At 53.7% G+C, this 12,833-nt stretch carries 11 protein-coding genes and 1 tRNA gene; 8 read left to right on the top strand and 4 right to left on the bottom strand.

Annotated elements, in window-relative coordinates:
* Window positions 1-28: 28 nt before the first annotated feature.
* Complete coding sequence (locus AACY49_RS09845) at window positions 29-1,117, bottom strand: 3-deoxy-7-phosphoheptulonate synthase (protein WP_339523325.1); 1,089 nt, start codon at window positions 1,115-1,117, stop codon at window positions 29-31.
* Between the two features lie 627 nt (window positions 1,118-1,744).
* Between AACY49_RS09845 and AACY49_RS09840 the strand changes: the two genes are divergently transcribed.
* The 8 genes from AACY49_RS09840 to AACY49_RS09805 all read left to right on the top strand — a co-directional run bounded on the left by AACY49_RS09840 (window position 1,745) and on the right by AACY49_RS09805 (window position 8,108).
* Window positions 1,745-2,503, top strand: a complete 759-nt coding sequence (locus tag AACY49_RS09840) for a carbon-nitrogen hydrolase family protein (RefSeq protein WP_339523323.1) — start codon at window positions 1,745-1,747, stop codon at window positions 2,501-2,503.
* Window positions 2,504-2,947 (top strand): GNAT family N-acetyltransferase, encoded by a 444-nt coding sequence (locus AACY49_RS09835; protein WP_339523321.1) that lies wholly within the window; start codon window positions 2,504-2,506, stop codon window positions 2,945-2,947.
* 127 nt (window positions 2,948-3,074) lie between these two features.
* Window positions 3,075-3,716: a response regulator transcription factor GacA gene (gene gacA / locus AACY49_RS09830; RefSeq protein WP_008015884.1), complete on the top strand. Its 642-nt coding sequence runs from the start codon at window positions 3,075-3,077 to the stop codon at window positions 3,714-3,716.
* 2 nt (window positions 3,717-3,718) lie between these two features.
* Window positions 3,719-5,542 (top strand): excinuclease ABC subunit UvrC, encoded by a 1,824-nt coding sequence (gene uvrC, locus AACY49_RS09825; protein WP_007933764.1) that lies wholly within the window; start codon window positions 3,719-3,721, stop codon window positions 5,540-5,542.
* A gap of 33 nt (window positions 5,543-5,575) precedes the next feature.
* Window positions 5,576-6,136, top strand: a complete 561-nt coding sequence (gene pgsA / locus AACY49_RS09820) for a CDP-diacylglycerol--glycerol-3-phosphate 3-phosphatidyltransferase (RefSeq protein WP_007933765.1) — start codon at window positions 5,576-5,578, stop codon at window positions 6,134-6,136.
* A gap of 62 nt (window positions 6,137-6,198) precedes the next feature.
* A tRNA-Gly gene (locus AACY49_RS09815) sits at window positions 6,199-6,274 on the top strand.
* A gap of 226 nt (window positions 6,275-6,500) precedes the next feature.
* The gene (locus tag AACY49_RS09810) at window positions 6,501-6,650 is read left to right on the top strand and encodes an Arm DNA-binding domain-containing protein (RefSeq protein ID WP_445262637.1); all 150 of its coding nucleotides are present in this window, start codon (window positions 6,501-6,503) and stop codon (window positions 6,648-6,650) included.
* A gap of 957 nt (window positions 6,651-7,607) precedes the next feature.
* Window positions 7,608-8,108 (top strand): signal peptidase II, encoded by a 501-nt coding sequence (locus tag AACY49_RS09805; RefSeq protein WP_339523317.1) that lies wholly within the window; start codon window positions 7,608-7,610, stop codon window positions 8,106-8,108.
* A gap of 160 nt (window positions 8,109-8,268) precedes the next feature.
* On the opposite strand, the gene AACY49_RS09800 is transcribed toward AACY49_RS09805, so the two are convergent.
* The 3 genes from AACY49_RS09800 to AACY49_RS09790 all read right to left on the bottom strand — a co-directional run.
* Window positions 8,269-9,081: a thioesterase II family protein gene (locus AACY49_RS09800; protein WP_339523315.1), complete on the bottom strand. Its 813-nt coding sequence runs from the start codon at window positions 9,079-9,081 to the stop codon at window positions 8,269-8,271.
* A 104-nt stretch (window positions 9,082-9,185) separates the two neighbouring features.
* Window positions 9,186-10,490: an MFS transporter gene (locus tag AACY49_RS09795; protein WP_339523313.1), complete on the bottom strand. Its 1,305-nt coding sequence runs from the start codon at window positions 10,488-10,490 to the stop codon at window positions 9,186-9,188.
* A 146-nt stretch (window positions 10,491-10,636) separates the two neighbouring features.
* A partial coding sequence (locus AACY49_RS09790; RefSeq protein WP_339523311.1) for a beta-ketoacyl reductase occupies window positions 10,637-12,833 on the bottom strand: 2,197 nt, incomplete at its 5' end.

Genomic DNA, 12,833 nt, shown 5'->3' with positions numbered 1-12,833 from the left:
CTATTGAGAACTGGAAGGCTGTCATTGGTCATTTCGGCTGTTGAGTGCGGCGCTGCACACGGAGTTGTTCGGCTGCCTGCAGCAACAACTGTTCCGTCCCGCTCCAGCCAAGGCAGCCGTCCGTTACCGACACCCCGTAACGCAACGACAGGTTCAACGGCTGGCAGCCTTCGAACAGATGGCTCTCAATCATCATGCCGACCAGCGAGCGATCGCCTTGCAGGCGTTGTTCGAGTACGTCGTTGAACACGGCTGGCTGACGCAGCGGATCTTTACCGCTGTTGGCGTGGCTGCAGTCGACCATGATCCGCGCCGGGATCTTGAGTCTGGTCAAATCGCTGTGCACCTTGGCGACGCTGTCGCGGTCGTAGTTCGGGCCGTGATGGCCGCCACGCAATACCAGGTGGGTGTCGGGGTTGCCCGGCGTCTGAATAATTGCAGGATGCCCCTGGCTATCGACACCGAAATGGCGATGCGGATGGGCGGCCGAGCGCATGGCATCGCTGGCGATAGCCACACCGCCATCGGTGCCGTTCTTGAACCCTACCGGCATGCACAGGCCGCTGGCCATTTCCCGGTGGATTTGTGATTCGGTGGTACGGGCGCCAATCGCGACCCAGCTCAGCAGATCGTCAAAGTAGCCGGCGGCCATCGGTTGCAGCAGCTCGGTGGCAACGGGTAAACCCAATTGGAGCATTTCGCGCATCAATTCGCGGGACAGCGTCAAACCGCCCGCCATGTCATCGCTGCCATCCAGATGCGGGTCGTAGGCCAGGCCTTTCCAGCCGACCGTGGTGCGGGGTTTTTCGACGTAGGCGCGCATCACCAGCAGCATCTCATCGCTGACTTGTGCAGACAGGTGGGCCAGGTTAGCGGCGTATTCGAGGGCTGAGCGGGGATCGTGAATCGAGCAGGGACCAACGATCACCAGCAGACGGGAATCCTCACCGTTGAGGATCGCGCGGACTGCCTGACGGTGGGCGGCGACTTGTTGGGTCAGGGCGTTGCTGAGTGGCAGTTGCTGTTTGAGTTGCAATGAGCTGGGCAGACGCAAGGTCAGCGCTTCATTGGCAGGGCTCAAGGTGGACAGCGGCAGAGCAGAGACGGACGAGTTCATATTCGGGCTTCCTGGGCTGGCGGCGGGTTCGTCCCGCACGCTCGGCCCTACTGGGGTGTTCGACAATTGGCCGGATTGGCTGCGTGTGTGTGCTTGCCACCTGTGGGTGACCGATCGGAGGCGGCAGGCTGTCCCGAGCGGAGGCTGGTAAATCGCCAGGCGGTAAAACTGTCGTAACGGTAATAAGTGGCGTAATTCATGTTCAAAACTCCTGGATGTCTGGTGTGACGCTAAAAATGTTCAGGGCTGAAAAAACAAAACCCCCGGTCGGGAGGCCGACCGGGGGTTGAGAATTCTCTGGTGGCGACCCGTTTAAAGTGGGCGCCGTGTGGGTATCAGGCGCGCCAGTGGCTAAACCAATACCCAAAATAAGAGCTGACCGAAGCACAAACGTCATTCGCCCGGGCAGCCGCAACCGAGCGCGGGGCGCTGGCGGTACGAAGCTGTGAGAGGGCGTTGAACATGGTCTGTCTCCGATGAGTGAACCGAGCTTACTAGAGGCCGGTACGCGGATTCAATCAGAAAATGCTATCGATGATCATGGGCTTTTCTATCGCTTGAGTGCGTCGGGCGTTGTGACACACTTTGCGCTGCGCCCAACCACAACAACGTCACAAGGACGAAACCATGACGACACTGACCATTGCCGCCGCTCAGTCGATCTCCATCGCCGGTGATCTTGCCGCCAATATGGTCTGGCATCAGCGCTTCATGCAGGTTGCCGCGGAGCAGGGCGTGCAATTGCTGGTGTTTCCGGAACTGTCGCTGACCGGCTATGAGCGTGGTTTGGCGCAGGAGCTTGCCATCGCGCCAGACGCCAGGGTGCTGCAACCGCTGCGCGATTTCGCACGGGAAGTCGGTGTGACCAGTGTCGTCGGAATGCCGATTCGTCTGTCGGAAGATTCGCCGGTATTGATCGGTGCTCTGGTATTGGGTGCCGATGGTTCGCTCGGAATTTACAGCAAGCAGCATTTGCACCCGGGCGAGGAAGCGGCGTTTGCCCCGGGAACGGGCGGTTCGACATTGACGATCGGCACCGATACCGTCGCGCTGGCGGTATGCGCCGACTTTTCTCACGCCAGTCACGCGGCAGCGGCGGCACGGCAGGGCGCTGATCTTTATGCCGCGGGCGTGTTGATCACAGAAAACGGCTACGCTCCTGATACCGCACTATTGCAAGGCTATGCCCGCACCCACTCGATGATGGTACTGATAGCCAACCATGGCGGCGCAACGGGTGGCTGGGAGTCGGCAGGGCGCAGTGCAATCTGGGCTGCGGACGGGGCGCTGATTGCGGCAGCGCCGGGTACGGGGAACCTGATGGTCGTTGCTCGCCGCAATGTTGATGGCTGGAAGGGGCAAGTCGTGGCTGTCGCGGAGGCTTGAATGGGGTTCGAATTGCGTCCGGCAACGTCTCGGGACCTGGACTTCGCTCGTAACCTGACTTGTCGAAATATGCTTCGCTACTACATTCAACATGAACTGTTGTGGCTGGACGAAGCTTTCGATGTCGCCTGGGAGGGACGCGAAAACTGGCTGATTGTGCGTGATGACACGCTGATCGGTTATGTCAGCCTGAGTCGCGACGCCAGAGCCTTGTACATCCGCGAATTGCATTTACTTGAAGCGTACCAGGGGCAGGGCGCCGGTTCCTGGGTGATCGATCATGTATACATCATGGCATGCAAGGAACGACGCCCGGCATTGCGTCTGACCGTCTTTGAAAATAATCCGGCAAAAATGCTTTACGAGAGAAAAGGCCTGAAGGTGGTCGGCAAAGACGAGTGTTTCCTGAGAATGCAGCGTGATATCAATGAACTGCATCGCTGAAACACATAGGTGGCAAGCCTCGCAAGAAGAATTGACACTTTTTATATGCTGCTTTCCGCTAGGTCTGCCAGTCGCTTTTTGCTAAGGTGTCCGGCAACCCAATAAGACCAAATCGCGAGGTGTCTGCTTGATTAGGGTGCTAGTAGTCGATGACCATGATCTCGTTCGTACAGGCATTACACGAATGCTGGCTGACATCGATGGCCTGCAAGTAGTCGGCCAGGCTGAGTCAGGGGAGGAATCCCTGCTAAAAGCGCGTGAGTTGAAACCCGATGTGGTGCTGATGGACGTCAAGATGCCCGGGATCGGCGGTCTTGAAGCCACGCGCAAATTATTGCGCAGTCATCCGGACATCAAAGTCGTCGCGGTCACCGTGTGCGAAGAAGATCCGTTTCCTACCCGGCTGCTCCAGGCAGGTGCCGCAGGTTATCTGACCAAGGGCGCCGGATTGCCGGAAATGGTCCAGGCCATTCGCCTGGTGTTTGCCGGGCAACGCTACATCAGCCCGCAGATTGCCCAGCAACTGGCGATCAAGTCGTTCCAGCCAACCAACGATTCGCCTTTCGACGCCTTGTCGGAGCGGGAAATCCAGATTGCGTTGATGATTGTCGGCTGTCAGAAGGTGCAGATCATCTCCGACAAGTTGTGTCTGTCGCCAAAAACAGTGAATACCTACCGTTACCGTATTTTCGAAAAGCTTTCGATCAGCAGCGATGTCGAGTTGACGCTGTTGGCGGTTCGTCACGGCATGGTTGATGCCAGCCTCTGAAAATGACTGAAACCTTCGATCCAAGCGCTTTTCTGTCGACGGTCAGTGGACGGCCGGGTGTCTATCGCATGTTCGACAGCGATGCCCGCCTGCTTTATGTCGGCAAAGCCAAAAATCTCAAGAAGCGTTTGGCGAGCTACTTCCGCAAAACCGGTCTTGCCCCCAAGACCGCTGCGCTGGTAGGCCGTATCGCCCAGGTCGAAACCACCATCACGGCCAACGAAACCGAAGCCTTGTTGCTCGAGCAGACGCTGATCAAGGAGTGGCGCCCGCCGTACAACATCCTGTTGCGTGACGACAAATCCTACCCTTATGTCTTTCTTTCGGATGGCCAGTTCCCACGCTTGAGCATCCATCGGGGGGCTAAAAAGGCCAAGGGCAAGTATTTCGGTCCTTACCCCAGCGCAGGTGCGATCCGCGAGAGTCTGAGCCTGCTGCAGAAGGCTTTTTTTGTTCGGCAGTGTGAAGACAGCTATTACAAGAACCGCACGCGGCCTTGCCTGCAATACCAGATCAAACGCTGCAAGGCGCCATGTGTCGGCCTGGTGGAGCCTGAGGTGTACGCCGAAGATGTACGCCACTCGGTGATGTTTCTTGAAGGTCGCAGCAATGCACTGGCGGACGAGTTGTCCGCAGCCATGGAGGAGGCGGCGGTCAACCTCGAGTTCGAGCGCGCCGCCGAGTTGCGTGACCAGATCTCGTTGCTGCGCCGGGTCCAGGACCAGCAGAGCATGGAAGGCGGGACGGGCGATGTCGATGTGATCGCGGCATTCGTCAACCCGGGTGGCGCCTGCGTGCACTTGATCAGCGTGCGCGGCGGCCGGGTGTTGGGGAGCAAGAACTTCTTCCCGCAGGTGGGTATTGAAGAAGACGTTTCCGAAGTCATGGCAGCGTTTCTTGGCCAGTACTTCATCAGCAGTCCCGAACGCGACTTGCCGAGCGAACTGATCGTCAACGTGGTTCACGAAGACTTTCCGACCCTGATCGCAGCCATCGAAGAGCTGCGCGGTCGCGAACTGACCATCAGCCATCGCGTGCGTGGCACGCGAGCGCGATGGCAGCAATTGGCGGTCACCAATGCCGAGCAAGCGCTGGGCGCACGTCTGGCTAACCGGCAACACGTCGCGGCACGTTTCGATGCCCTGGCCGAAGTGCTGAGCCTGGACGAGCCGCCGCAACGTCTGGAGTGCTACGACATCAGTCATTCCAGTGGCGAAGCCACGGTCGCATCCTGCGTGGTGTTCGGTCCGGAAGGCCCGATCAAGTCCGACTACCGCCGCTACAACATCGAGGGCGTTACGCCAGGCGATGACTATGCGGCGATGCACCAGGCCCTGACCCGACGCTTCAGCAAATTGAAGGACGGCGAGGGCAAGTTGCCGGATATCCTGCTGGTCGACGGTGGTAAAGGTCAGCTGTCCATGGCCCGTGACGTGCTCAACGAGTTGGCCGTGCCCGACCTGATTCTGCTCGGCGTTGCCAAAGGCGCTACGCGCAAGGCCGGTTTCGAAACCCTGTACCTCAACGACGCTGCCCACGAATTCACCTTGCGCGGTGATTCCCCCGCGCTGCATTTGATTCAGCAGATTCGCGACGAAGCTCACCGTTTTGCCATCACCGGGCACCGTGCACGGCGCGGAAAAACTCGTCGCACCTCGACGCTTGAGGGCGTTGCCGGCGTCGGGCCGACACGTCGACGCGATTTGTTGAAACATTTTGGTGGATTGCAGGAGCTGTCTCGTGCCAGCATCGAAGAGATCGCCAAAGCACCCGGGATCAGTAAAAAGCTCGCAGAGTTGATTTATGCAAATCTGCACAGCGAGTAGAATGCCCAACTCACCTCGTAGCCAGTTGTGCCGATGAATATCCCTAATCTGATTACCGTTCTACGCGTCCTGCTCATTCCGATCTTCATTTTGCTGTTTTACTTGCCTTACCACTGGAGCTATCTGGCGTCGGCTTCGGTCTTTGCCTTTGCCGCCGCGACCGACTGGCTGGATGGGTATCTGGCCCGACGTCTGGAACAAAGCACACCGTTCGGGGCCTTCCTCGACCCTGTTGCGGACAAGCTGATGGTTGCCGTTGCACTGGTTCTGCTGGTGCAAGAGCATGGCAACCTGTGGCTCACGCTGCCGGCCGCCGTCATCATCGGTCGCGAAATTGTCGTCTCGGCACTGCGCGAGTGGATGGCCGAACTCGGCGCCCGCGCCCATGTAGCGGTATCGAACCTGGGCAAATGGAAAACCGCCGCGCAAATGCTGGCGCTGGTTATCCTGTTGGCTAATCCGTCGGACTTCAGCTTCTGGGTCCTGATGGGGTACGCCTTGCTGATGGTGTCTGCTGGCCTGACGTTGTGGTCCATGGTCCAATACTTGCGGGCTGCCTGGCCACATCTGAAGACGGATGTGGAAAAGAAATAAACTTTTTTGAATCAAGGGGTTGACGGGGGATGTGGATTCTATAGAATGCGCATCACCAAGACGCGGGAATAGCTCAGTTGGTAGAGCACGACCTTGCCAAGGTCGGGGTCGCGAGTTCGAGTCTCGTTTCCCGCTCCAATTATTGTTCTATTGGCTTCCATTGAAGTCTGTAGAAATTGAAAAAAGAGACTTCGGTCTCTTTTTTTGTTTCCGGTAAGTTCCACTTGAACCCCCTACCAGCCACGACTTTTTAGTACATTTTTTAGTACATTAATCAGGCGCTTGATAGATCAATTTTTCGTGGGACTTGCCTCTCTGGAAGCCGTACAAATCTCCTCCATCCAAATGAGACGGAGATTGTGCGATGGTCCTCACCGATACCGCGGTACGACACGCCAAACCTCGTGCCAAGGACTTCACCCTCACTGACTACAAAGGCCTCGCTCTTTTCGTGAATACGAAAGGTGTCAAGTGCTGGCACTTTCGCTTTTCCTGGGCGAAAAACGGTCGATGATTTTGAGCGTCGTGGCAACGAGCGTTTCGCGGCCTCACCATGCAACTCTCGGAAATGACTATTCGGCGTGCCCGCATCACTGATAAAAATACGCGCTTGGTGACTTTGACAGCCTGTCACTCATGCTGAGTGCTGCCGTTGGAAAGCGGTGGCTGTTCCACTCTACCGGGCCGGTCAATAGAAGCGAATGTCCCTTTACAGCTTGAATGAAGGGCGCCAAAGTACCCTCTCGCAAGTTTTTCGAGTATTCAAAAAGTCGCCTTGCCTAACTTCGGCGATCGCCCCATCAAAGACACTGCCCGTCAATAACTGTTGGGGGGCTCAGTGAGCACCAGAATATTTTCCATTGCCTTAATATCCTGGTCCATAAGAAAAAGTCTGACTTGCTCCGGAAAAGCATATAGATGCTGTGGGATTGATAAATATTTACAGTGGTCTGAATCGCCAGTCAGGTAGTTTTTAAGCATAAGCCCCATGATAGGTTGGTAGTATTTCGCCTGGAATCATAAGTGTCAGTGAACCCGTGACAACAATAATTTCCTTCATGTTCTAATGCCGAAAAGTATCATCTATTTCACGCTCCCGATCTCAGCATCATCTAGTAGGAAGTGAGGGACGTTGCGAGCGAGCGGGATGGTTTTTTTGGTATGCCCCCTCTTGAAATTTAACAGTATGGCGGGTTTGCTTGTGCTTACCGGTGTGTTCGAAATCGGAGAGGCTCATCTGACTACTTGCTAAAGGGGGCAGGAAAGGATTATTTCAGCGCAGCTTCTAGGGGGGGCGTGCTAACTTGCTCGGAGAGTCATTGTTGCTTGTCTTGATGGCCAGAAATGGAGAGATTGTGATAAGGTATTTTGTGGAGTAATCAGGCACTTTGGTGCGATTTTTTTGTAAATAGGGATGAGGCTCGGTCTCCGTTCTTGGGCCAAGCCATTTTTGAGGCAGGGAGTTAAGGGCATGAAGCAAGGGATTTTAAGGGGGCGAGCATTTGCTGTTGTGGCAGGTCTTGCTTTCATTGCACTGGATCAATGGGTGAAGGTGCTGGCACTTATTGCTCTACACGCCAGTTATTTTAAAGTTGGAGGTGAATCGCTAGGGTTGGCATTTGAACTCAGTTTGAATCCTGGCGCGTTTCTGAGTTTGGGGGCTAGACTACCCACTCAGATAAAACAGGCAGTTTTTATTATCGGTGTTCTTGTCTTTGTGACTTGGGCAATATGTTGGGCGCTTTTACGTTGGACTTCCTCGATAAAAAGTGCAATCCCCATATACGCTATTGCGCTAGGGGGGGCGTCAAATCTAATTGACAGGGTTTTCCGAGAAGGGCATGTGGTCGATTATCTGATTCTGAATCTGGGGCCAGTCCATACTGGAGTTTTCAATCTTGCAGATATTGCGATTACAGGGGGAGCCATTTTATTGTTGTTGGATGTGTTTGCAAAAACTCGGGTGAGATAAGTTGGTCTGGACGAGATCAGTCTAAATCGGTACTTTGAAATGCATGTGTTTCAAGTTTTATGTTTTAGGTTGCCGATCGCCTGTTGATTGTTCAAGAGTCAACTGCCAGTCAGCTACCAGGCTAACATTTTATTGGTGTTCTGGTACTGACTGGTTTTGTTTAAATCTTGCTAGACATCTTGTCCATGGTTGTGTCAGATTTTCCTATGATCTTTGATGTAAGGTGATCGATCAGTTTTGCGCGCTCCTCAGTGTTCAGGTAGAAGTGATCCCCCTCGAAATTTTTGAACTCGATCGAGTGCGTGGTGCAAAGCCTCCAGTCGCTGAGTGATTCTGACCGGACTAGCTCGTCCTTTTCTCCAAAGTAGATTGTAATGGGGACTTCGACAGCGGGCGACAAGGGCGACTGATAGCGCTCGCAAATTTTCAGGTCGGCTCTTAAGGCAGGAAGGAAAAGATCAATGATTTCTTTGTTTTTTAATATTGAGTCATCAGTTCCATTATAAGACTTGAGCTTTTCGATAAGCTCATGGCGTGGAAGGTCGTGAGAGTGTGGTTTATTGGCGGGCAGTTGCGGAGCCCGAAAGGATGAGAGGAATAGTTGGTTCGGCGTTGGCTGATTGTTACGCTTAAGCCAGAGCGCCAGCTCAAAGGCAATCAAGGAGCCAAAGCTGTGGCCAAAAAAGGCAAAGGGTTTAGTCAAATGCGATGTGATAGCATGCCCCAAGTCACTTATGAGCCCCTGAAGGTCTTCGTATGCAGGCTCTGAAAAGCGGGTCTCTCTACCAGGTAGTTGAATGGCGGCAAGTCCTATATTGTCAGGCAGGCTATCTCGCCAGCTTTTGTAAGCTAGTGCCCCGGCGCCTGAGTATGGGAAACAGAAGAGTACGACATCTCCCTCGGCATTATTGGAGTATTTGATCCAATTGTCGCTTGTTGAACGTGTCGTTGTCATGATTTTCGGAATGTCCACGTCTATTAATGTCTTGGATGTTTTGCTGTTTAAGATCGACTAAATGCTCTTGTGCAGATGATGGATCGCCATAAAATAAAAATGCTATCTACTGATAGAACTGCCTAATGGGTGTCCGGAATGTTGTTTTCAATTCGTCTGAAATCAGCTCTGCTATAAGATGCCAGGATGAAAATGGCAAACAGCAGACCGGCGACAATGAGCATGAGTCCCAATCCATGACCTTTGCCGACGCCTGTCAAGGTGCCTATGGAGTTTGCCAGGTAACCGCCGGGCTGCATTGCCGGTTCAAATAATGTGTCTGCTACATATCCTCCTATAAATGTAGCCACAGCAGCTGAACTCACCAAGAGTGCCTGGCGAGTGGCGAAGACTGAGCCCTGGATTTGAGCTTCAGTTTTGCGTTGCCATATGGTCAGGTTGCAATTGGCGCTTATTATCGAGAAGAACATGAACGAGAAGCCGCATGCATATAATGTAGTTATCTCCGTAAATAGACCTGCTACTACGAGGGCGGTAGTAATCAAGAGGTCAGACAGTATTATCATGGGTAGCAATTTCTTTGGAAGAGGTAGGGCAATCATTATTGTCGCCGCTGAAATCATCCCTAGTGCACAAAAAAAGAGCACGCTGCCAAGGGTGTCTACAGGGTAACGTGTAAGGGTTAGCGGTGTTACTAGCATTATTGCAAGGCCGAGCACGAAACTCTCGATCAATGAGTAGGTCATTAGTGCGCGGAGCGCAGGATTTGCGCTTATAAAGAAAAGCTTTTTTTTATGTGTGAACTCTTTGTTGGGATTTGTTTCTTCTTTGTGGGAGGGGGGGTTGTCCAGAGGCGGTATGTTAATTGTCAGCATCAAGCAGACTCCAACAGACGCGGCGCTCAGAACGAGTAGCAATATAGTATGTATCCCATTTTGGCTTAGTAAAAAACCTGCAAGCCAGGGGGCGACCAAGCGTGAAAAACCGAAGGCCATTTGCATCAAGCCGTTTGCTCTTCCCCATGCCGCTCTGGGTACCATAGTGCTGATTGAGGCGTGCGTGGGAACGAGTTGGAATACCTGGCAAATAGAAAGTACAGCATTCACAGCGTAAAGGGTTTCTACCTGTAAATTCCTTGTATTGAGCAGTATAAATAGGGTGCACATTGCCAGCAGCGATATCAGGTCAGCAATGAGTGTCAGTGCTCTACGGTTGTATCGATCAATCAGCTTTCCTGCCCAAGGGGTGATAATGACCCCCGGTAGTATTGCCAATGCAATGAGTGTGGAGTATTGCCACACGGATCCTGTTTCTTGAGAAATCCAAACTGCAAATGTAAATTCAGTCATGACCGAAGCAAATATGGTCAATAGCCGGCTTATCCATAGCAGAAGGAAAGTGCGCCCAATCCTGAACATGAGTTCCATACATCACCTTGTTTTCTGACTGGCGTGAAGCACCCAGCTGAACAGTACGTGTTCCATATATGCGCATTATGGATAGTCAATAACTTAAGCGTCTCCTGGAGTGCTGCTTTTATGACAGCACTCCGGGAGGGCATTGATTGAAAAATTTATCGCAAATTGCGCAGGCTTGCTTGTAGTAAGCCCAATGCCTCCTGTTCTGACATTTGCTCGATGTCCGTTCTCGAGTGCTGCACCCTTTGGTTGGTATTGACGGCGCATGGCTCGGTGAGCGTGGTAGCTGGCTGTTTTGCGGGTGTTGGCAAGCAGGAAACGATGTGGTCGGTTAATGCTTGAATAGTTGGGTTTTCAAAAATGGCCGTCGATGGCAAGTCAATGTTGAAAGCGCGCTTGATTCTCGTCAGCAATTCTGCGGCGAGGACGGAGTCCATGCCTAGATCGAAAAAGCCTGTACGCCGATTTATTGTGTTGCGATTGGGCAGGTCAAGCAGCTCTCCGACCTCATCTTTGAGGTATTGCTCAATATCCGCTGGTGCTATGGTCGCCGCAGGGTGGATACGGGGGGGGCTGGAGGCGTCCACTGAGACTGCCGTTGGCGCCAGATCAGGTTGAAGGTGCTCAAACATCCGACCAATGCCGAATACATCGATGACTTTCCTGAACTGTGACCAGGATGTGTCGGTCACGGTGATCGGCCGGTGCTTTGACGCCAAGAGTGAGCTCAGCATGCTCAGGCACGTATCGGGGGCGAGAGGCTTGATCCCAGAGGTTTCAAGGGATGCGCTCAGGCCCGGAGCGTTGGCCATTCCTGTCCGGCTCCACGGTCCCCAGTTCACCGCAGTAGCCGGTATCACTCTGTTGCGGGTGAAGATGGAAAACGCCTCAAGGAACATATTTGCAGAAGCATACGCGCCGAGTCCCGCGGCGCCCCATACGGCTGAGATGGAGGAGAAAGAGACGAAGAAATCCAAAGGCAACGCTTTCGATGCTTTGTAGAGCGACCAAGTGGCATCGACCTTGGGCTCCATCGTACGCTTGAGATCTGCCCAGTGCAGATCACTGATTTTTGTCATGGCGCCTGATGTGCCCGCGCAATGGAAGATCCCTTTTAGTGGGAGCCCGCCCTGCAAGGTATTTTCCATAATGCAGGCAACTTCCTCATCAGAGCTGATATCGGCACGGTGAAGTGTCAGCGTTGCGCCGAGGCTTCTCAAGTGTGAAACGGTCGAGTGCTGGTGTGCTGTCGTGACGCCGGACCTATTCACCAAGACCAAATGCCTGGCCCCTTGTGCAATCAACCATTCGCAGAGCCTCAGGCCAATATCGCCAAGCCCGCCCGTTACCAGGTAAGCGGCGTCAGGCACGATCTGTATTGTTGTGCCTGTGGCAAGCGCCTTGTGGTTCAAGCGCGGCACATAACGTTTGTTTTCTCTGAATGCGATCTGGAACTCACCTGAACTATCAGAGATGATTTCGTCTAGTAAGTTACGGGCGTCTGCGCGGACGTCTGCTGTGCTCTCGTCCTGATGCCAAGGCAGATCGAGTAGCCTTGGATGCAGTCCTGGGGCTTCATGACTCAGCGTTTTCATCAGGCCCGAGAGGGGAGCTTGCGTCAGTTCTGTGGTATTGGGCTCAGTGTCAATGGATGAAGTTATCGAGAAGGCGCCCCGTGTGATCATATTGAAGCCATCTGTTAACACAGGCTGCAGATGGAGTACTAGCTGCATGGCAAACAATGCGTCTTGTGTCAGTTTGCTGGTTTGCTCGATGACCTCATGCTCGGAGTCTTGACGGGGGCGGTCCTCATTCCATAAGTAAATGACGCCACTGATGGCTCTGCCATCCTTGGAGATTCGATCTTTCAGCATGGCACGAGTCTGCACCAGATCACTGGTATCGACGTACAGCGTGTGGGAGTCATCGTTGTGCCGCTGATTGTCACGGCTCAGCAGAAGAGGGGCAGGGTCAAGTTCTTTGATTTTGCCAAGCACGGCTTCACTCAGCGGGTTGTCATCCAAGAATACTGCCCAATGTGACTGAGCGCTGCGAGGGCGGGTTGATGAATCAGCCGCTGCTTTGTCCTGGGCTATCCAATCAACCTGATACGTCAGATCGCTGATCTCAGGTTGAGTGATAAATGGTTCGGTACCTTGGTTCTTTTGAACTGCGCTTATGGCATCTACCTGTGCCGAACGGTGATAGTTAAAGTATTTTTTGCTCCAGGCATACGCTGGCAGCTCGACCTGCAGGCCACCGCAACCGGCATAAAACGCTTTCCAGTCTGGTACCCATCCTTGACGATAGAGCGCCCCGAGGGTCTCCAGTGTCTGCTCCCAATCGTCGCGG

This window comes from Pseudomonas sp. EL_65y_Pfl2_R96 (assembly GCF_963970905.1).
In the GTDB taxonomy this organism is placed as follows: domain Bacteria; phylum Pseudomonadota; class Gammaproteobacteria; order Pseudomonadales; family Pseudomonadaceae; genus Aquipseudomonas.
Note: the sequence above shows the minus strand (reverse complement) of the source record. Positions and strands in the feature narration are given on the sequence as shown.